The organism is Jeotgalibaca sp. A122, assembly GCF_052266715.1.
Lineage (GTDB): Bacteria > Bacillota > Bacilli > Lactobacillales > Aerococcaceae > Jeotgalibaca.
On record NZ_JBQPRB010000009.1, the window covers coordinates 1 to 19,209 of the forward strand.

At 37.5% G+C, this 19,209-nt stretch carries 17 protein-coding genes, 1 tRNA gene and 1 riboswitch; of the genes, 5 read left to right on the forward strand and 13 right to left on the reverse strand.

The window, feature by feature from the left end; translation table 11 throughout:
- Positions 1-351: 351 nt before the first annotated feature.
- From ACTU7M_RS09395 to dnaA, 13 genes are all read right to left on the reverse strand, one after another.
- Positions 352-424: transfer RNA gene (locus ACTU7M_RS09395), tRNA-Lys, on the reverse strand.
- A gap of 112 nt (positions 425-536) precedes the next feature.
- Positions 537-1,904, reverse strand: a complete 1,368-nt coding sequence (dnaB, locus tag ACTU7M_RS09400) for a replicative DNA helicase (RefSeq protein WP_443474138.1) — start codon at positions 1,902-1,904, stop codon at positions 537-539.
- A 148-nt stretch (positions 1,905-2,052) separates the two neighbouring features.
- Positions 2,053-2,505, reverse strand: coding sequence for a 50S ribosomal protein L9 (rplI, locus tag ACTU7M_RS09405; RefSeq protein WP_443474139.1), 453 nt, complete (start codon positions 2,503-2,505; stop codon positions 2,053-2,055).
- Positions 2,502-4,526, reverse strand: coding sequence for a DHH family phosphoesterase (locus ACTU7M_RS09410; protein ID WP_443474140.1), 2,025 nt, complete (start codon positions 4,524-4,526; stop codon positions 2,502-2,504). The genes rplI and ACTU7M_RS09410 overlap by 4 nt, the downstream gene beginning before the upstream one ends.
- 605 nt (positions 4,527-5,131) lie before the next feature.
- On the reverse strand, positions 5,132-5,377 hold the full coding sequence (gene rpsR / locus ACTU7M_RS09415; protein WP_443474141.1) for a 30S ribosomal protein S18: 246 nt from the start codon (positions 5,375-5,377) through the stop codon (positions 5,132-5,134).
- 40 nt (positions 5,378-5,417) lie between these two features.
- Complete coding sequence (ssb, locus tag ACTU7M_RS09420) at positions 5,418-5,948, reverse strand: single-stranded DNA-binding protein (protein WP_443474142.1); 531 nt, start codon at positions 5,946-5,948, stop codon at positions 5,418-5,420.
- Between the two features lie 41 nt (positions 5,949-5,989).
- Complete coding sequence (gene rpsF / locus ACTU7M_RS09425; RefSeq protein WP_443474143.1) at positions 5,990-6,280, reverse strand: 30S ribosomal protein S6; 291 nt, start codon at positions 6,278-6,280, stop codon at positions 5,990-5,992.
- A gap of 161 nt (positions 6,281-6,441) precedes the next feature.
- Positions 6,442-9,000: a DNA gyrase subunit A gene (gene gyrA / locus ACTU7M_RS09430; RefSeq protein ID WP_443474144.1), complete on the reverse strand. Its 2,559-nt coding sequence runs from the start codon at positions 8,998-9,000 to the stop codon at positions 6,442-6,444.
- A gap of 20 nt (positions 9,001-9,020) precedes the next feature.
- The gene (gyrB, locus tag ACTU7M_RS09435) at positions 9,021-10,958 is read right to left on the reverse strand and encodes a DNA topoisomerase (ATP-hydrolyzing) subunit B (RefSeq protein ID WP_443474145.1); all 1,938 of its coding nucleotides are present in this window, start codon (positions 10,956-10,958) and stop codon (positions 9,021-9,023) included.
- A gap of 4 nt (positions 10,959-10,962) precedes the next feature.
- Positions 10,963-12,084: a DNA replication/repair protein RecF gene (gene recF, locus ACTU7M_RS09440; RefSeq protein ID WP_443474146.1), complete on the reverse strand. Its 1,122-nt coding sequence runs from the start codon at positions 12,082-12,084 to the stop codon at positions 10,963-10,965.
- Positions 12,081-12,323, reverse strand: a complete 243-nt coding sequence (yaaA, locus tag ACTU7M_RS09445; RefSeq protein WP_443474147.1) for a S4 domain-containing protein YaaA — start codon at positions 12,321-12,323, stop codon at positions 12,081-12,083. Before yaaA ends, recF begins: the two co-directional genes overlap by 4 nt.
- A gap of 221 nt (positions 12,324-12,544) precedes the next feature.
- Entirely contained in the window at positions 12,545-13,696 is a 1,152-nt protein-coding gene (gene dnaN / locus ACTU7M_RS09450; RefSeq protein WP_443474148.1) for a DNA polymerase III subunit beta, read from the reverse strand.
- A 170-nt stretch (positions 13,697-13,866) separates the two neighbouring features.
- The gene (dnaA, locus tag ACTU7M_RS09455) at positions 13,867-15,198 is read right to left on the reverse strand and encodes a chromosomal replication initiator protein DnaA (RefSeq protein WP_443474149.1); all 1,332 of its coding nucleotides are present in this window, start codon (positions 15,196-15,198) and stop codon (positions 13,867-13,869) included.
- A 582-nt stretch (positions 15,199-15,780) separates the two neighbouring features.
- Here dnaA and rpmH point away from each other — a divergent pair.
- The 5 genes from rpmH to ACTU7M_RS09480 all read left to right on the forward strand — a co-directional run bounded on the left by rpmH (position 15,781) and on the right by ACTU7M_RS09480 (position 18,987).
- Entirely contained in the window at positions 15,781-15,915 is a 135-nt protein-coding gene (rpmH, locus tag ACTU7M_RS09460) for a 50S ribosomal protein L34 (RefSeq protein WP_076767859.1), read from the forward strand.
- 60 nt (positions 15,916-15,975) lie between these two features.
- On the forward strand, positions 15,976-16,311 hold the full coding sequence (gene rnpA, locus ACTU7M_RS09465) for a ribonuclease P protein component (RefSeq protein ID WP_443474150.1): 336 nt from the start codon (positions 15,976-15,978) through the stop codon (positions 16,309-16,311).
- 19 nt (positions 16,312-16,330) lie between these two features.
- Positions 16,331-17,164 carry a membrane protein insertase YidC gene (gene yidC / locus ACTU7M_RS09470; protein ID WP_443474151.1) on the forward strand — a complete coding sequence of 278 codons (834 nt, stop codon included), beginning with the start codon at positions 16,331-16,333 and terminating at the stop codon, positions 17,162-17,164.
- Between the two features lie 32 nt (positions 17,165-17,196).
- Positions 17,197-18,021 carry an RNA-binding cell elongation regulator Jag/EloR gene (jag, locus tag ACTU7M_RS09475; RefSeq protein WP_443474152.1) on the forward strand — a complete coding sequence of 275 codons (825 nt, stop codon included), beginning with the start codon at positions 17,197-17,199 and terminating at the stop codon, positions 18,019-18,021.
- A 90-nt stretch (positions 18,022-18,111) separates the two neighbouring features.
- Positions 18,112-18,987, forward strand: a complete 876-nt coding sequence (locus ACTU7M_RS09480) for an alpha/beta fold hydrolase (protein ID WP_443474153.1) — start codon at positions 18,112-18,114, stop codon at positions 18,985-18,987.
- 33 nt (positions 18,988-19,020) lie between these two features.
- Positions 19,021-19,187: riboswitch (Lysine riboswitch) on the forward strand.
- Positions 19,188-19,209 lie beyond the last annotated feature (22 nt).

The following is a 19,209-nucleotide window of genomic DNA, read 5'->3' on the forward strand; positions in this document are numbered from 1 at the left end:
TGCGTGTCGGCTTAATGTGCATCCGTCAGGATGCCCTGCACGTTTGGTTCGTTCATTCTTTGTTCAGTTTTCAAAGGCCAATCCGTTATCACGTGTTACGTGATGTTTCGTTCGTGACAACTTCTTAATATTATCACCTGCGCAACTCTTTGTCAACACTTTTTTAAAATTTATTTTTTCGTGTTTTCCATGAAGTGCTCGCGGCAACTTTTATATAATAGCATCTACCTTATAAATGGTCAAGAAATATTGATAGTTTTATATTGACTTATTTATTGTTATATCTTCTCATTATAATTAAAATGCTCGGTGCCACATTCTAAAGGAATGCAACACCGAGCCCCTAGAAGATGGGACATGCAGGGCTCGAACCTGCGACCCACTGATTAAGAGTCAGTTGCTCTGCCAACTGAGCTAATATCCCATACGATTCTCTTTATTTGAGAACATAGATTATTTTACTCCTGCATTAACAAAAATGCAATAAAAGAAACAAAAAAGAAGAATGAATTTCAAAAAAATTCATTCTTCTTTTTTTAAGCTGGCTCTGGGATATAGGACATCGAAGAAAACTTATTAAATTCCTTCTTGAATAGTAGCTTAACTGTCCCACGAGCCCCACTACGGTTTTTTTCTATGATAACTTCTACTATATTATTCTCGAATTCAGATTCATCTTTCTCTTCTGATCCTTCACGCTCATAGTAATCATCACGATATAAAAAAGCAACGATATCCGCATCTTGTTCAATAGAGCCTGATTCACGAATATCACTTAGAACGGGGCGCTTGTCTTGACGCTGTTCAACACCACGTGAAAGTTGGGATAATGCAATAACAGGCACTTTCAATTCTTTGGCTAATTTTTTCAATTGACGCGAAATGTCTGAAACTTCTTGTTGCCTACTTTCTCTATTATTACCTTCTATTAATTGAAGATAATCAATTACTATTAAGCCAAGTTGCCCTTGTTCTTGTTTCAATCGCCGCGCTTTAGCACGTATTTCAGCAATCCGTATTCCTGGAGTATCATCTATAAACACTTTAGATTGCCCTAGCGTTGCCATTGCCATAATCAAGTTAGACCATTCTTCTTCCGACATTTGTCCTGTACGCAAATGTCCTGCATCTATGTTTCCCTCAGCGCAAAGCATCCGGTTTACCAGTGATTCTGCACCCATTTCTAAACTGAAAATAGCAACAACTTGGTCTGCTTTCGTGGCTACATTTTGGGCAATATTTAAAGCAAAAGCTGTTTTACCCACCGCAGGACGAGCAGCTAGAATGATTAGTTCTTCTGGTTGTAGTCCGGCCGTCATTTTATCTAAAGCGATATACCCGGTTGGTATACCAGTAACGTCTCCGGTTTGTTGAGACAGCAGTTCGATATTTTTTAATGATTCATTAACGACATCAGAGATGCGAATGAATCCCGATCTGTTCCTTCGCTCCGATACCTGCAGAATACTCTGCTCTGCACTATCTAAAATGACTGCTAACTGATCATTTTCGTCAAATCCTTGTTGTACGATTTCCGTTGCTGATCTAATCAGATTTCTCAAAATTGATTTTTCTTCGACTATTTTGGCATAGTATTCAACGTTCGCTGCAGTAGGAACAAATGTGGCAATCTCACTAAGATAATCCAATCCTCCAACATTTTCCAATTGATCTTTACTTTCCAATTCATTTGTTACTGTAACTACGTCTATGGCTTCATTTCGATTAAACAAATTCATAACCGCATCAAATATAATTTGATGGTTTTTTCTGTAAAAATCTTTTGGTTCAAGGTATTCCAGAACATTTACTATTGTTTCAGGATCAAGAAAAATAGATCCAAGAACTGATTGCTCTGCTTCCATACTATGAGGTGGTGTGCGATCTCGGAATGTTTCTTCCATATTATCTTCATCCTTCTTTGATTACTATTGATACTTTTTTCTATTTCCGGCTCCACTATTGTACTTCAATTTCTCTTTGTTTACAAACCAAAAACAAGAACGAACGTTCGCTGTTAAAGTAAATAAAAAAGCTGCTCAGGCAGCTTTTTTATTCTTCCACTATGTGTACTGTTAATGTCGCAGTTACTTCAAGATGCAAACGGACATTCAACTTTGTAAACCCTAATGTACGGATTGGTTCTTTTAAATCAATTTTTCTTTTATCTAACTTAACTTTATATTGTTTATTAAGTTGTTCAGCAACTTGTTTACTTGTAACGGATCCGAAAAGACGTCCGTCTTCACCAGATTTAGCATTAATTTTTATTACTGTTTCATCTTTTTCCAGGAAAGCCTTTAACTCTCTAGCCTCATCAAGTTGCTCTTGTGCTTTTTTATCTTCAGCTTTTTTCTGACCTTTTAATGCGGATACGTTCGCATTAGTTGCCTCTTCTGCCATACCATTCTTAATCAAGAAGTTTTGTGCATAGCCATCAGCAACATTTTTTACCTCTCCCTTTTTACCCTTACCCTTTACATCTTGCAGAAATACTACTTTCATTTTGGTTCTCCTTTCGGTTCATCTTTATTAGTAATGACATGAACCAATTTTTCTTTAACTTCTAAAATGGTGCTATCACTAATTTGAGTTGCAGCATTTGATAGGTGTCCGCCCCCACCTAATTTTTCCATAATTCTTTGGACATTTACTTGCCCCAGGCTTCTGGCACTGATTCCAATTCTACCATCCTTACGTTGCGAAATGACAAACGAAGCTTCAACATTTTCCATTGAAAGCATAGTGTCTGCTGTTTGAGCCGCGACCACTGTATCGTAAACTTTTCCGTCTTCTCCATATACAACCGCCATTCCAGGGCTAACAAATTCCATAGTTTCCAATAGATGACTTCTCAATAAGTAAGTATCTAAATCTTCTTTTAGTGCCTTCTGGATTAGAATGGTGTCTGCACCATTAGACTGAAGGTAGCTGGCAGCGTCAAAGGTTCTTGACCCCGTTCTCAAACTGAAATTCCGTGTATCTACTATAATACCGGCCAGCATTGCCGTTGCTTCGATTTTCTTGATTGTGTCAATATCATTCGTTTGGTATTCAAATAGCTCTGTAATCAATTCTGATGCTGAAGAAGCATACGGTTCAATATAGACAAGAACTGGATTTTTGGGGAATTCTTCTCCACGTCGATGATGATCAATAATCACTACCTTATTTGAAATAGCCATTAATTCTGGCGCAGGAACCATGCTTGGTTTATGAACATCTACCAATACAATTAATGAATCTTCAGTCACCATTTCTTTCGCTTTTTCAGAATCGATAAAATATTTGGATATATTTGTATCTTTATCAATCACATCCATCATACGAATCATGTCATTTGATAATTGTTCTGTTTCCATTATTATCCAGGCTTCTTTATTATTCATCTGAACAATTCGTCGAAGACCTAAACAAGATCCCAAAACATCCATGTCTGGATAGTTATGACCCATGACAAAAACTTTGTCGGAATTTATGATTAATTCTTCCAACGCTTGGCTAATCATCCTTGCACGAATGCGCGTTCGTTTTTCCATAGGGTTCGTTTTCCCGCCATAAAAACGGGCTTCTTCATCTCCACCTCGGACAACAACTTGATCTCCACCACGAGCTAATGCTAAGTCAACATTAGTTTGTGCCAGCTGGGCAATATCTTTCCACTTCACCTGATTTGATGTTGACTGATGGGATATACCCATACTTAGTGTAAGCGGAAAATTTTGTTTGGAAGTTCTTTCTCTAATTTGATCAACAATTTCAAATTTACTTGCTTTAAGTCTCTCGAGTGCTTTTTTTGTCATTAACATAATGAAGCGATCATCATCGACTCTTTTAAGATAGACATTATTGACATTAGCCCAATTTGTTAATTGGTTAGTTACATAATTGTTAACATTGGATTTTTTTCGATCATTCATGGATTGGACTGCTTCATCGTAATTATCAATAATGATGTTACCAAAAACAACTTTATCATTTTCATATTTTTCTTCTATGATTGCGTATTCAGTAATATCCATTAAATAGAGAACGCCGATGTCATCCTGAATAATCATTTCAAAATAACGATCTCCCCACTTTATCTTCTTCATCTGGTCACTGTTATACTCCAGTATCCACTTTGCTAGTTCTTCATCAACCTCATCAATTTTCCTACCCAAAATATCCTTCTTTTGAAAATAACGAATTAAATAGGGATTGGTCCATTGAATTTCATGTTTTTCATTATAAAGAAGAATCCCTATAGGCATCTGTATCAGTGCCTCTTGTTCTCCTTTTTTGATTCTATAGGATAAATCAGACACATATTTATTCGTTTCCTCTATCAGATAATCAGTAGAATAGTATAACAACCAGGCCGTTGTAATTACCAATAGCGTAATTGCTATACCTATTTTCCAATCAGCTAAAAAAGTTAAAACGATTAACAGTACCAATGAAATCAAAATGATTGTTGATGGGGTTTTTATTCTCTCTTCCCGCAAAAAGGCAGGGAGGTTAGCAATCTTTTCCCTTATTTTCATTGTTACTCCTCTTCTATTTATAGTTGGGTTTAGTGTATTTATTTTAACATAAGGTCGTTTTTATAGCCACAATTGGAAAATGGCATCAACGTTCCACGTGGAACATTATCTTGCCTTTACCAGTGGCAGCTTCACTATTGTTTCACGTGAAACTTTTCATGCTTTTTTACTAATATGTTTCACATGAAACATATTAGTAAAAAAACCGTTGCTTATACTTATTCTATAATTTTTAGTCTACATACTTTTATAATAAATATGCTTGTTGATTACTCTATTAATTTTATATTTAAAAAGCTTCATGTTGTTGATAACTTTTAATTGTTATCCCCAAAAAAAGTTATCCAAGCTGTGCATAACTTTTTTTGGGGATGTTCATCTCCCTTACATACCAAGGTTATTTAAAGTTTATTCACATGTGGATAACAAAAAGAAATATTGATTCAATTATCTTTTGCATATGTGTATAACTTTTGACGCTTGTGGAAAACATTTTTTTGCAATTTTATCCCTGTATAAAAATTCCAGCAGATATGTATAGTCTAAAATACAATAAAAGACCCCAGATTATCATGTGATAATCTGGGGTCTTGATTTTAGAGTTATTATTCTGCAACAGTGAAAGGCATCAAAGCAATAATACGAGCACGTTTGATTGAAACAGTCAACGTTCTTTGATGTTTAGCACATGTACCAGTTACGCGACGAGGTAAAATTTTACCTTTTTCGGATACGTAACGTTTCATAAGATCAGTATCTTTGTAATCTACATGATCAATGTGATTTGCGCAGAAGTGGCATACTTTTTTACGCTTACGTCCGCGACGGGCACCACCACGTTGTTGAGCCATGTTATTTCCTCCTTTTTTACGATCCAATTAGTTCAAGATATTAGAATGGCAAGTCGTCATCAGAGATGTCGATTGACTGTCCGCTTGACAGGAATGGATCTTCATTCGAATTATAGTCATTAAAGTTGTTTGGTTGATTATTTTGGTTCGATTGGTAAGACGATTGATTATTATTTTGATTGTATTGATTTGAATTGTTATGGGAAGCAGGGCTAGAAGAATCATTTCCTTTTGGCCTTTGCTCTGTAACATTTCTCGATTCAAGTAGGGTAAAGTTTTCTGCAACAACTTCCGTAACATAAACACGTTGGCCTTGTTGGTTTTCATAGTTACGTGTTTGAATACGTCCTTGAATTCCTACTAATGAGCCTTTTCTAGTAAAGTTAGCAAAGTTTTCTGCAGCTTTTCGCCACATAACACAATTAATAAAATCCGTTTCACGTTCACCAGATTGGCTTTTGAACTGACGGTCCACTGCAATAGAGAATGAACCTATAGCTGTACCATTTGATGTATAACGTAAATCGACATCTTTGGTTAATCTACCTGTTAGAACAACATTATTAATCATCTTTTCTTACATCCCCCTTAAAATGTTTCACATGGAACATTTTATGCTTCTTGTTTGATGATGATATGACGAAGAATATCGTTATTGATCTTAGCTAGACGGTCAAATTCTTGAATCGCTGTAGCTTCAGAAGTTTCGATTGTAGCGATATGGTAGATACCTTCGCGGAAATCGTTAATTTCGTAAGCTAAACGACGTTTTGACCAGTCTTTTGATTCAATAATTGTAGCGCCATTATCAGTTAGGATTGTGTCGAAGCGTTTAACCAATTCAGCTTTATCTGCTTCATCGATGTTCGGACGGATAATGTAGTTAATTTCGTATTGAGTCATTGTACTGTCACCTCCTTATGGACTTTGGCTCTCACTTTGTGCAAGAGCAAGGAGAGTATTCTTTTGAAATACTCACGTTTAAATATTTTACCACAAGCCATCTAAAGTTGCAAGAAAATAATTAAACCCCCAGAAATAAATTTCTTCCGGGGGCTTTTAGACTATTCTTCTTCTGATTCCTCAAAAATCTCCTCTGCAAATTGTTGCATATCGGATTTGATTTCCTCATCAGATTTTCTTACGTGTGCTACTTCTAATTCATCAATCAATTCTTCCTCTTCAGGCTCTACTACAGCCATCGTTGAAACTTTAGATTCATCATCCAAGCGCATTAAACGTACACCTAATGTCGCTCTACCTGTTTGTGAAACATCTTTAGCATGGAAACGAATCATTACACCTTTATTGGTGATAATCATGATATCGTCTTCTTCCTTAACAGTTCTTAAACCTACCAGGTTACCGTTTTTCTCAGTAATATTGGCTGTCTTGATTCCTTTACCACCACGACCTTTAATGGCGTACTCATCAATATTGGTACGTTTTCCATATCCTTTTTCAGTAATGACAAGAACTGTTGTGTCTTCTTCAAGAATATCCATTCCTACAATGAAGTCATTTTCTCGTAACCTTGCCCCACGAACTCCTGTGGCAGTACGACCCATGGTCCGAACATCATTTTCATTGAAGCTGACGGAGTAACCGAAGTGTGTACCTAAAATAATGTTTTTATTGCCATCAGTTAAAACGACCTTGATTAATTCATCGCCTTCATTCAGATTAATAGCACGCAAACCACTTTGGCGTATATTAGTGAATTCAGGAGTTGCTGTCCGTTTAACAGTACCTTGTTTGGTTACGAAGAATAAATGTTCTCCTTCAACCGGTTTATTACCGGATAGGTTGATAATAGTTTGAATTTTTTCACCTGCATCAAGGTTCAATAAGTTAATAATCGGTAGTCCTTTAGCGGTACGGCCGTATTCCGGAATTTCATAACCTTTTGTTTTGTATACCTTGCCTTGATTTGAGAAGTAGAGAAGGGTGTCATGTGTAGAAGTGGTTAATAATGTCTCAATGAAATCATCATTATGAACACCCATACCTTGAACGCCCCGACCACCACGTCTTTGCGCACGGAATTCACTATTTGCCATGCGTTTAATATAGCCGTTGTATGTCAAACTGACGATGACTTCTTCTTCGTCAATCAAATCTTCATCGTCCAGAGATAACACTTCTCCGACCATCAACTCAGTACGACGATCATCCCCGAAACGTTCCTGGATTTCCAATAGTTCATCGTAGATAATTTGGAAAATACGTTGTTCGCTGGCCAAAATATCGGCTAAGTCAGCAATAAGTGCTTGTAGATCATTGTACTCACCTTCAATTTTGTCGCGTTCCAAGCCTGTCAAACGAACCATACGCATATCTAAAATAGCTTGTGCTTGTTTATCTGATAGACCGTAGTCATCTATAAATTTTTGTTTCGCGACATCTCCACTTGGAGAGCTTCTCAAAATATTAACGATTTCGTCAATATGATCCAGCGCAATTCTTAAACCTTCTAGAATATGCGCACGTGCTTCCGCTTTTTTCTTGTCATAACTCGTACGACGACGCAATACTTCTTTTTGATGTTCCAGGTAATGTGACAAAATGCTCTTTAGGCCTAATGTTTCTGGAATACCATTAACAATCGCAAGCATATTGAAACCGAATGAAGATTGTAGCGGCGTCAGTTTATATAAATTATTTAAAATAACTGAGGCACTAACATCTTTACGGACATCGATGACGATACGCATACCATCACGGTCTGATTCATCCGCCAAATCAGTAATACCTTCAATTCTTTTATCACGTGCCAATTCAGCAATACGCTCAACCAACTTGGCTTTGTTTACAACATAGGGTAATTCTGTAATCAAAATACGTTCTTTACCATTTTTCAATGTCTCAATTTCGACGCGTCCGCGTACAATAATGGAGCCACGACCCGTTTCATATGCTTTACGGATACCGGATTTCCCAATAACAATCCCACCCGTTGGGAAGTCAGGACCAGGTAAAACGTCCATCAAATCTGCCGTTGTAGCATCGGGATTATTCATTAATACATGAAGAGCTGAAATAACTTCTGTTAAGTTATGAGGTGGGATATTCGTTGCCATCCCAACAGCGATACCAGAAGCTCCGTTAACAAGAAGGTTAGGGAAGCGTGCTGGTAAAACATCTGGCTCACGTTCACTACCATCGTAGTTGTCATGAAAATCAATCGTATCTTTGTTAATATCACGTAATAACTCTAATGCGATTTTAGACATTCTTGCTTCAGTATAACGCATGGCAGCTGCACCGTCGCCATCGATTGATCCAAAGTTTCCGTGACCATCTACAAGCATATAACGGTAACTAAAATCTTGTGCCATTCGCACCATGGATTCATAAATTGCACTATCGCCGTGAGGGTGATATTTACCCATTACGTCCCCAACGATACGGGCTGATTTTTTATGGGACTTGTCAGGAGTAATTCCCAATTCATTCATACCATACAAAATTCGGCGATGTACCGGTTTTAACCCATCACGAACATCCGGAAGGGCACGCGAAACGATAACACTCATCGCGTATTCTAGGAACGATTTTCGCATTTCTTTGCTGAGATCACGGACTTCCATGCCAGCATCTAATTCTTTATTTTCTCCGTCCATTTACTTGATGACCATCCTTCCTACACATCTAGATTTTCTACGTATTCAGCATTTTCTTGAATAAAATTACGTCTAGGTTCAACTTTTTCACCCATTAACATACTCAATACGTTATCAGCATCGATTGCGTCATCAACTGAAACTTGGGCAAAACGGCGATTTTCTGGGTTCATTGTTGTTTCCCATAATTGTTCCGCGTCCATTTCACCTAAACCTTTATAACGTTGAACTGATGGTTTTGGTGAAGCTGGTATAGTTTTCAAATACGCATCCAACTCTTCTTGGCTTTGTAGGTATACTTCTTTTTTACCTTGTTTAACCTGGAACAAAGGAGGCTGCGCAATATAAACATATCCCGCTTCTACAAGTGGACGCATATAACGATAAAATAGCGTCAATAATAGGGTACGAATATGAGCCCCATCGACGTCCGCATCGGTCATAATCACCAATTTGTGGTAACGCGATTTGGATACATCAAATTCTGCCCCAAATCCTGTTCCCATTGCCGTGAATAAGGAACGAATTTCTTCGTTAGCCAAAATCCGATCCAAAGAAGCTTTTTCAACGTTCAAGATTTTACCTCGAATTGGTAAAATTGCCTGGAATATACGCGAACGACCTTGTTTCGCTGATCCGCCCGCAGAATCCCCCTCCACGATAAATAGTTCTGATATAGATGGATCCTTACTGGAACAGTCAGCCAGTTTACCAGGAAGGTTACTGATTTCAAGTCCACTCTTCTTTCGTGTTACTTCACGGGCACGTTTAGCTGCCAAGCGTGCTCTAGCTGCCAAAATTCCCTTCTCAACGATTCTTTTAGCTGTTTGAGGGTTTTCCATCAAGAATTTCTCAAGCATGCTTGAGAAGAGGCGATCTGTGATTGTACGAGCCTCTGAGTTACCTAATTTCGTTTTGGTCTGACCTTCGAATTGAGGATTGGGATGTTTGATGGATAGAACCAAGGTCAATCCTTCACGTACATCTTCTCCAGTCAAATTCTCTTCGTTTTCTTTCATGATTTTAGCTTTTTTAGCATAATCATTTATGACCCGTGTCAAAGCAGTTTTTGCACCCGATTCATGTGTCCCACCTTCGTAGGTATGGATATTATTGGCAAAACTGAATAAGCTTGTGTGATAGCCATCTGTATATTGAAGGGCAACCTCAACCTGAATGTCATCTTGTTCGCCTTCAACATATACAATTTCATCAAATAAGGGTCTCTTATTTTGGTTTAAGTACTCTACATAACTTTTAATACCGCCTTCATAGTGGTATTTATTCACGATTTCTTTTTCGGGACGCTTGTCTGTGATGGAAATATTTAATCCTTTATTCAAGAATGCTAGTTCACGAACACGAACGGTCAATTTCTCGAAATCGAAGACAGTCGTCTCTGTAAAAATCTCATCATCTGGCCAAAATTGTACAACTGTACCATGTCTATCTGTTTCACCCACAACATGCAATTCCTCAATAATATCGCCACGTTCAAAAGAAATTTGGTGAATCTGACCATTTTTATGGACTTGTACAGTCAATTTCTTGGAAAGGGCGTTAACTACTGAAGCACCAACACCATGCAAACCCCCAGAAACTTTGTATCCGCCACCGCCAAATTTACCACCTGCATGCAAAACAGTATAAACCGTTTCAACGGCAGGGCGACCTGTATTCGCTTGAATATCTATGGGAATTCCCCGACCATCATCGGAAACAATTACACTGTTGTCCTCTTCAATTGACATATTTATCTCAGATGCAAAACCTGCTAAAGCCTCGTCGATTGAATTATCAACAATTTCCCAGACCAGGTGATGCAAGCCTGCTGCACTTGTTGAACCAATATACATACCAGGACGCTTACGAACAGCTTCAAGTCCTTCTAAAACCTGAATTTGACTGGCATCATATTGCTGAGCTAATTCTTTTTTATTTTGTTCAAACTCTGCCATTATTTTATGCACCTTCCTTATTCACTGAACCGTTTTCGATATAAAATATCGTAGGTTCTTCAATTTTGTTCCGTTTTATACCATCCAGACTTGTGGTCGTTAAAAAGGTCTGGACTTTCTTCTCAATTGTTTTTAAAAGATGTGTCTGTCGATCGTCATCTAATTCCGACAAGACATCGTCCAATAAAAGAATTGGATATTCGCCCAAAACCTCATTCATGCATTCTATTTCCGCTAATTTCATACTCAAAACGGTTGTCCTCTGTTGCCCTTGAGAGCCGAATTGATGAACATTTTTATCATTCACATAAAAAACAAGATCATCGCGGTGCGGACCAAACAAAGTTGTACCTTGCTCACGTTCGCGTTCCCCAACCCGTTTCTGTTCAGCCAATAGCTTTTCAAACAGTTGGTCTTTGTCATCGTTTTTTTTATAGTCAATTGTTGACTTATAGCGAATCCGTAGATGCTCTTTTCCATTAGAAATTTGATTATGTAAGGGATCGGCCCATTTTTCCAATTGTTCCACAAAAGTCAGACGTGTTTTTATGATGCTTGTTGCCTGAAGGATCAGCTGCTCCGTCAGAACATCAAGATAGACCAAATCGCGTGCTTGACGCATCAACAATTGCTTTAAATATAAGTTTCGTTGCTTCAATAGTCTTTGATATTGCACCAAGTCGAATAAATAAACGTGGCTCATTTGGCCTAATTCCATATCCAAAAATTTCCGTCTATTGCTCGGGGGACCTTTTACTAAGTCCAAATCTTCCGGAGCAAATAAAACCACATTAAGTTTACCAACGTAATCAGACAGTCTTTTTTGTTCTAAATGATTCACTTTAGCTATTTTTCCCTTTTTAGTAAATTTCAACTCAAGGGGATAATCGCTGGCGCGTCTTTCTATCTTACCCGACAAAGTGGCAGTATCCTCTTGCCAACGAATCATCTCTTTTTCGTTAGCAGTACGAGGACTTCTTGCCATTGATAAAGCATAAATTGCTTCCATCAAGTTCGTCTTACCTTGGGCGTTCTCACCTAAAAAGACATTGATACCGGATGAAAAAGCCAGCGTCAATGCCTCATAATTACGGAATTGGCGAAGCGTTATTTCTTTAAGAATCATGGTGAAGATTCATCAACGGTTTCATTGCTTTGAATAAAAAATTTACCTTCGTTAGGTAATTCAACCATCATGCCCGGATATAGTTTCCGTCCCCGACGATTTTCTTTTTCATTATCTACAAAAACAACGTATTCAGATAAATACCATTTTGCCATTCCACCGCTGGAAATAACGTCTATGTGTTTAAGTAATTGTCCCAGTGTAATGAAATCTTCATCAATATAAACAATATTTTTCAAGATTTTCACCCTATTTCATTAAAATAAGCGTGGAACCTCTCGAATCCACACTTTCCACTTATTATTATACACTTTTTTGGGTGAAAATTCAAATAGAGGGCAAAAAAGTGCCTTTCTAACGATTATAGGTTATAAACGACAAATATATACAATTTGTTCAAAAGCCATATATAAATCAAAAAAGAAAGAAGCATGAACGCCTCTTTCTTTTTTTTGATTTATTAATATGTTCTCACAGGTGTAATTAATTGTATGAAAGATTGTGGTATTTCTGTATTGTCGTCGGCTGGTACAACCGTAAACGGACGAATTGGTGCAGTGAAACCAATGACAACATTTTGATGACCAAATGTTCTAAGCGCATCTTTCAAATAATCAGGGTTGAAAGAAATCACTAACGGATCTCCAGTTGCTTCCGTGTACTCTAATTCTTCCTCAACCGTTCCGATTTCAGGTGAATTCCCCGACAATTCAACATGATCAGCAGAAATAGACAACTTAATGACATTATTTTTGCCTTCATGTGATAGAAGGGAAGCGCGATCTGTAGCTTGCAACAAGTCATTCGCATTAATAGTCAACTCTGTAACTGAGTTTGCTGGTATTAATCGATTTGTATCTGGATAGTATCCTTCTAAAAGACGTGAGTAGAAGTACAGGTTTTCAGCTTTAAATAGAACTTGGTTCTGAGTAACCATCATTTCGATTGTATCTTGATCTTCTATTATTTTTGAAAGTTCGGTCAAACTTTTACCAGGAATAATAACTTTATAACTCTTGTCTTTTAATGATTCCGGAACATTAATCGGAATAATACGTTGACTTAAACGGTGACTGTCAGTCGCAACGGCTTTTAATTGACCATTTTCAATAGTGATGTTAACACCGGTCAGGATAGGGCGGCTTTCTTGGGTTGATGTTGCTATAACAGTATGCTGAATAACTTGTTTAAACAAGGTTGTTGGTAATGTAATAACTTCATTTGAATCAATTACCGGAAAGTTGGGATAATTATCGACATCAATACTATTGATATTAAAAGCCGCATGGGCAGACGTAATGGCTGTTTGGAAATTATCTCCCACTTCTATCGTTAATTTTTCATCCGACATTTTTCTTACAATTTCATTGAAGATACGGGCAGGAAGAACAATGCCGCCTTCTTCAATAACTTCTAATTGATTGTCTTCATCTGAGACTGGGACAAATATTTCGATAGAGATATCAGAGTCACTACCACTCAACATTAAACCACTTTGATCGATAGTCATTTTAACCCCGGTTAATACAGGAATAGTCGTTCGGGATGAAATAGCCCGTTGAACATCTGCTAGGTATTTCGTGAATTTGGATCGATTAATTGTAAACTTCATATTGCTTCCCTCCGTCATAAATTATATTAATAAAAAATAGTAGTAGTAGTAGGGGCTGTTGATAGTGTGGAAAACAGTTTGGAATGCATAAAAACAAAAGATTTCCACATGTGGACAACTTGTGCATAAAGATGTTTAAGAATAGTTGAATTATCCACACCCACCAAAATCTATTTATTTTTCAATTTTTCAGTGATGGTTTTTATTTCATGTTCCAGGCTGCTGTCTTTTTTGATGGCGGTCTGAATTTTATCATAAGCATGAAGAACTGTTGTATGATCTTTACCACCAAACTCCTGTCCAATTTTAGGCAAGGAGCTATCTGTTAACTCTCTGGAGAGGTACATAGCAATTTGGCGGGGAAGAACGATACCTTTTGTACGCTTTTTCCCTTTTAATTCTTCAATGGTTATTTGATAAAACTTGGAAACAGTTTGCTGAATCACATAAATACTGAGTGCTTTAGGTTTATCAGTCGGCAAGATGCTTTTTAATGCATCAGCAGCCAGGCTGGTTGTAATGTCTTTACCTTGAATAGCTGAAAAGGCTTGGACTCTTACCAAAGCACCTTCTAGTTCCCGAATATTGGAGTCGATTTGACCCGCAATGTAACTCAATGTGTCATCCGGGATTTCTAACCGTTCACTGTTTGCTTTATTTCTCAAAATTGCAATCCGTGTTTCCAAATCAGGTGGAGTTATGTCGACGGACAGTCCCCAAGCAAAACGAGAGACTAATCTTTCCTGCAATTTTGGAATTTCATTGGGTAACCGATCACTGGTTAGAACAATTTGTTTCCGTTCATCATATAAAGCGTTGAATGTATGGAAAAATTCTTCCTGCGTTCCTTCTTTATCGGCAAAGAACTGAATATCATCAACTAAAAGTAAATCGACACTTCGATATTCATTCCGAAATTGTTCCTGGGTTCGATTCTGAATGGAATTGATAAAATCATTAGCAAAAGTTTCACTGCTGACATATTTTACTTTGGCATCTGGGCGTAATTGCATCATTTGATGGCCAATCGCATGCATCAAATGCGTTTTACCTAAACCTACCCCTCCATAGAAGAAAAGGGGATTATAAATTGTTCCTGGTTCTTCTGCCACGACGAGTGCAGCAGCATGTGCCATTTGATTTCCTTTACCTATAACAAAAGTGTCAAAGGTGTATTTGCTATTTAGTTGTGCCTGTTTAAACGGTTTTTTTCCGTTAACATGAGGCCTTTCTTTTTCGATAGCAGGCATTTCTTCATTTTTTATCATGAAAATAGGCGATATTTCTTTATTTGTAAATTCATAGATGCCTTCGACAACCCTTGTAGCCAGATTATTTTGCCAATAATCCTTGTGAAGGGAAGACGGAACTTCGATAATGATATTTGTTTCCGTTAAACGAACAGGGACAGCACTATCGATCCATGTGTCGTAGCTGACTTTGGAAAGCGATTCTTTGAATTTTTCTTGTAGATAGCGCCAGAGAGAATAAATATCTTCCAATAGGAGCTTCCTCCTTCTTTTAAATTTTTGATTGTTTTCGCAAATATCAAGTATACATTATTTTAGCATTCCTGTGAAAGGTTTTCCACAACTCTTTAATCTGTGCATAAACATTTCCCAAGGCAGTTAAAAAGTTTTCCACAAGCTGAAAAACAGATGGGGATAATTTCATGAAAAAGAAAAACAGCTAACAAGAATTGTGGATAACCATCAGAAGACAAAGGTTGATATCGTTGGGTTTTCGATGCTTACCCACAAGTTGTGGAAGTTATCCCCTGTTTTTCATTAACAAACTGTTCCTATGTGGACAACTGCTGAAAAAGGTTGGGATAAGGGGTGGGGGGTATTTTGTTTATACCGGGGACTGTGCAAAATAGAGAGAGAATGTGGATAAAAAATATTTTATTTGTTTTAAAAAAAGGTTTATCAATTCAATAAAATGTGCTATTATAATCGAGTGAGTCAAAAATACTTAGTTTTACTTGACAGATAGCCTAATGTTTCCTTATAATGTTTGGGACTATCTAGAAGAATTTTGCATATGTCATTATAGAAGCAAACATTATCAGGAGGTGCAAAAAAATGAAAAGAACTTTCCAACCGAAAAAACGTAAACGTCAAACAGTTCATGGTTTCCGTAAACGCATGAGTACAAAAAACGGCCGTAATGTATTAGCAAGTAGACGCCGCAAAGGCAGAAAAGTATTGTCTGCATAAGATCACTGACCGTCAGTGGTCTTTTTTTTTACATAAAACTTATAGGAAAGAGGATACAGGATGCGTAAATCTTTTCGAGTAAAAAAAGAAAAAGAGTTCCAGAATGTATTCCATACTGGCTCTTCAAAAGCAAATCGCCAGTTTGTCATCTATAAAATGCCTAAAGAAGGACAGGACCATTTTCGAGTGGGGTTGTCCGTTGGTAAAAAAATTGGTAACGCAGTCACCCGTAATGCTGTAAAAAGAAAAATCCGTCAGGCTCTTTTAGAATTAAAACCGCAAATTAAGTCTGAAATTGATTTTATAATTATTGCACGCCAACCAACTGCGAATTTAACTACAGAAGAAATTAAAAAAAATCTGCTACATGTGTTAAAATTAGCACATGTAATATAGTTCAAAGGAGGAAATTTTGTTGTCTAAGCGGAAGCGATTACTTTTATCTTTGGGACTGGTTATGGTCATGCTGGTTTTGTCGGCATGTGGTAACACGGCTCCCATCACTTCTGAGAGTACTGGATTTTGGGATGGAATTGTTATTTATAATTTTTCTCGTTTCATTATTTTCCTATCAGAAATGTTCAATAATAGTTATGGTATGGGAATTATCATCTTTACATTTATTATTCGGGTCGTTTTAATCCCATTAAATTATTTCCAAACAAAGAGTACACGGAAGATGCAAAAAGTGCAGCCCCAAATCAAAGAGCTGCAAGCAAAATATGCATCCAAGGATACACAGACCCGTGAATTACTGCAATCGGAAATTTCTCGAGTTTATTCTGAAAATGGTGTGAATCCATACGCTGGTTGTTTACCAGCTGTTGTTCAAATGCCAGTGATGATTGCTTTGTATCAAGCCATCAGTCGTACAGAAGTACTACGTGAAGGAACATTCTTATGGATGAACTTGGGAGAACGTGACCCATACTTCATTTTACCGGTATTAGCTGCAATATTGACTTACTACACATCTAAATTGACGATGATGTCTCAACCAGATGGTGGTGGCCAAGCTAAAGCTATGCTGTATACAATGCCAGCAATGATTTTATTCGTAGGTATTTCTTTACCAAGTGCGTTATCATTATATTGGGTAGTAAGTAATGCATTCTCTGTTGGTCAAACATTGATCATGAATAATCCTTACAAAATCATTGCAGAACGCGATGAAGAGGAACGGGCTAAGAGAGAACGTGCAAAAGCGCTGGAAAAAGCTAGAAATCCGAAGAAAAAGAAAAGAAAATAATTTGTTCTTTGAAATGGAAGGATGGACAATTGATGGAAAACGAAAAAATTGTAGTGCGCGAGACAACGGTTGATCAAGCAATCAGCAAAGGGTTAGCTCAACTAAATTTAGGCAGCCATGAAGTAGACATCAAAATCATTTCTGAAGGGAAAAAGGGACTTTTCGGTTTTGGCCAAAAGGACGCTGAGGTGGAATTAACACCTAAAGTGCTCCCGGAAATGGATGAACCAGGTGACATTGCTATTTTTGAAAATGAGGAACGTGCCAATCATCTTGCTGAAAACCCGGAAACTGAAGCTCCTGTAACCCAAGAGGACAACTATGATTATTCTGATACGTTGGAATATGCTGATGAAGATGAAGAAGAGGAAGATTTCGATGAAGAACCTGCTTCTGAATCCTCACGCCAAGAAGCTATTTCAAGTGTTAGCGATTATTTAACAAAAACTGTTGAAGTTTATGGTGCACCTGCCGAAGTGACAGCAGAAGTAAAACATAATATCATCACTTTCCAGATCGATACCAACAAACCAGGTTTAGTCATAGGTAAACATGGAAAAATTATTAATGCGTTACAAATATTGGCACAAACTATTTTCCAACAACATGAACGCAGTCGCGTGTCTGTTGTGGTTAATGTGGGAGATTACCGGGAACGCCGGGCGAGCATCCTGGAAAACATTGCGGATCGTACAGCGGAACGTGTACTGCGTACAAAGCAACCAGTCTTCCTTGAACCGTTACCAGCTTTCGAACGGAAACAAATCCATGCTTATTTAAGCAAAAACAAACGTATTTCAACTCACTCTGAGGGTAAAGAACCACATCGTTACCTCGTAGTAGAAATATCAGAATAAAATTTTCAAAAAGCTATCTCTTCGTTTTGGAAGAGATAGCTTTTTTATTTGGGAAACAATAAACTGGTATTAAAAGGGAGGAGTTCACTGATGGAGAAAATGAAGTTAACCGCAAAAGATAGTTTGGGCATTTCTATTGCCATCTATGCGGTGGATGATCCTATTGGGGTGGTACAAATTATTCATGGATCAAAGGAGCATAAGGGCCGCTATGCCGATTTTTGTAGCTACTTGCAAAAAGAAGGTTTTGCGGTTGTTATAGCTGATATTCGTGGCCATGGTGAATCCATTAACGAAGCAAATCCATTTGGTTTCATGGATGGTCCAGATCGGGTCATCGAAGACCAATTATTGGTAACTGATTTTATTAAAAAACGCTATCCAGAAAAAGAAATTTATTTGTTTGGACACTCATTAGGGTCCCTGTTTGCCCGTATTTATATTCAAAATCATGACCATCTCATTTCCAAGCTGGTCATGACAGGAACGGTTAACTACGTGTATGGTGTAGAAATTGCTGAGATGTATGGCCGGTTATTGACGCGCTTGCGTGGTAAGGATGGCGACAGTCTCCTGATTCGTCTTATAAAAAAAATTCAGGGAGAAGAAGCAATGACATGGGTAAGTGTAAATAAAGATAATCTCATGGCAATCAAGAACGATCCAATGATAGTCAAGGAATATGCTAATATTTCTCTCTTAACCATCATCCAAGCAGACAGAATGATGCATCTAGAATCAATGTTTGAATGTAAAAATCCTGCTTTAAAAATACTGAGTCTGACCGGGGATGGCGATCCAGTGACGGGAAGAGATCGTGGATTGAGTGAATCACTCACGTTTTTGAAAAAGGTCGGTTATAAATATATAACAAAGATGGTTTATCATGGAATGAATCACGAAGTGCTGAATGAAGAAAATAATGGCTTGGTTTACAAGGATATTGTACGTTTTTTAAAAAAGTAGACAAAGAAGTTTTTTAATGATATTCTAATTTTAATTGAAAAAAGAGGTAGCAATGTAAAAAAGTAATCAATGGGAGAAGGCATTCAATGATCATTGATGAAAGGTAATCATTGCCGAACGATGCAGATTGGCAAATTTCCATCGTGGGGGTATAGGAAATACTTATATCACTCCTACTTGAAAAGTAGAGGCGCTGAGAAATTGTTACATCCACTGTAAAAA

Excerpts from the sequence above, each read along its gene's own strand:
- dnaB (WP_443474138.1), bottom strand. The coding sequence starts at position 1,904 with ATGGAAGAAACATTCCGAGATCGCACACCACCTCATAGTATGGAAGCA.
- rplI (WP_443474139.1), bottom strand. The coding sequence starts at position 2,505 with ATGAAAGTAGTATTTCTGCAAGATGTAAAGGGTAAGGGTAAAAAGGGA.
- ACTU7M_RS09410 (WP_443474140.1), bottom strand. The coding sequence starts at position 4,526 with ATGAAAATAAGGGAAAAGATTGCTAACCTCCCTGCCTTTTTGCGGGAA.
- rpsR (WP_443474141.1), bottom strand. The coding sequence starts at position 5,377 with ATGGCTCAACAACGTGGTGGTGCCCGTCGCGGACGTAAGCGTAAAAAA.
- ssb (WP_443474142.1), bottom strand. The coding sequence starts at position 5,948 with ATGATTAATAATGTTGTTCTAACAGGTAGATTAACCAAAGATGTCGAT.
- rpsF (WP_443474143.1), bottom strand. The coding sequence starts at position 6,280 with ATGACTCAATACGAAATTAACTACATTATCCGTCCGAACATCGATGAA.
- gyrA (WP_443474144.1), bottom strand. The coding sequence starts at position 9,000 with ATGGACGGAGAAAATAAAGAATTAGATGCTGGCATGGAAGTCCGTGAT.
- gyrB (WP_443474145.1), bottom strand. The coding sequence starts at position 10,958 with ATGGCAGAGTTTGAACAAAATAAAAAAGAATTAGCTCAGCAATATGAT.
- recF (WP_443474146.1), bottom strand. The coding sequence starts at position 12,084 with ATGATTCTTAAAGAAATAACGCTTCGCCAATTCCGTAATTATGAGGCA.
- dnaN (WP_443474148.1), bottom strand. The coding sequence starts at position 13,696 with ATGAAGTTTACAATTAATCGATCCAAATTCACGAAATACCTAGCAGAT.
- rpmH (WP_076767859.1), top strand. The coding sequence starts at position 15,781 with ATGAAAAGAACTTTCCAACCGAAAAAACGTAAACGTCAAACAGTTCAT.
- rnpA (WP_443474150.1), top strand. The coding sequence starts at position 15,976 with ATGCGTAAATCTTTTCGAGTAAAAAAAGAAAAAGAGTTCCAGAATGTA.
- jag (WP_443474152.1), top strand. The coding sequence starts at position 17,197 with ATGGAAAACGAAAAAATTGTAGTGCGCGAGACAACGGTTGATCAAGCA.
- ACTU7M_RS09480 (WP_443474153.1), top strand. The coding sequence starts at position 18,112 with ATGGAGAAAATGAAGTTAACCGCAAAAGATAGTTTGGGCATTTCTATT.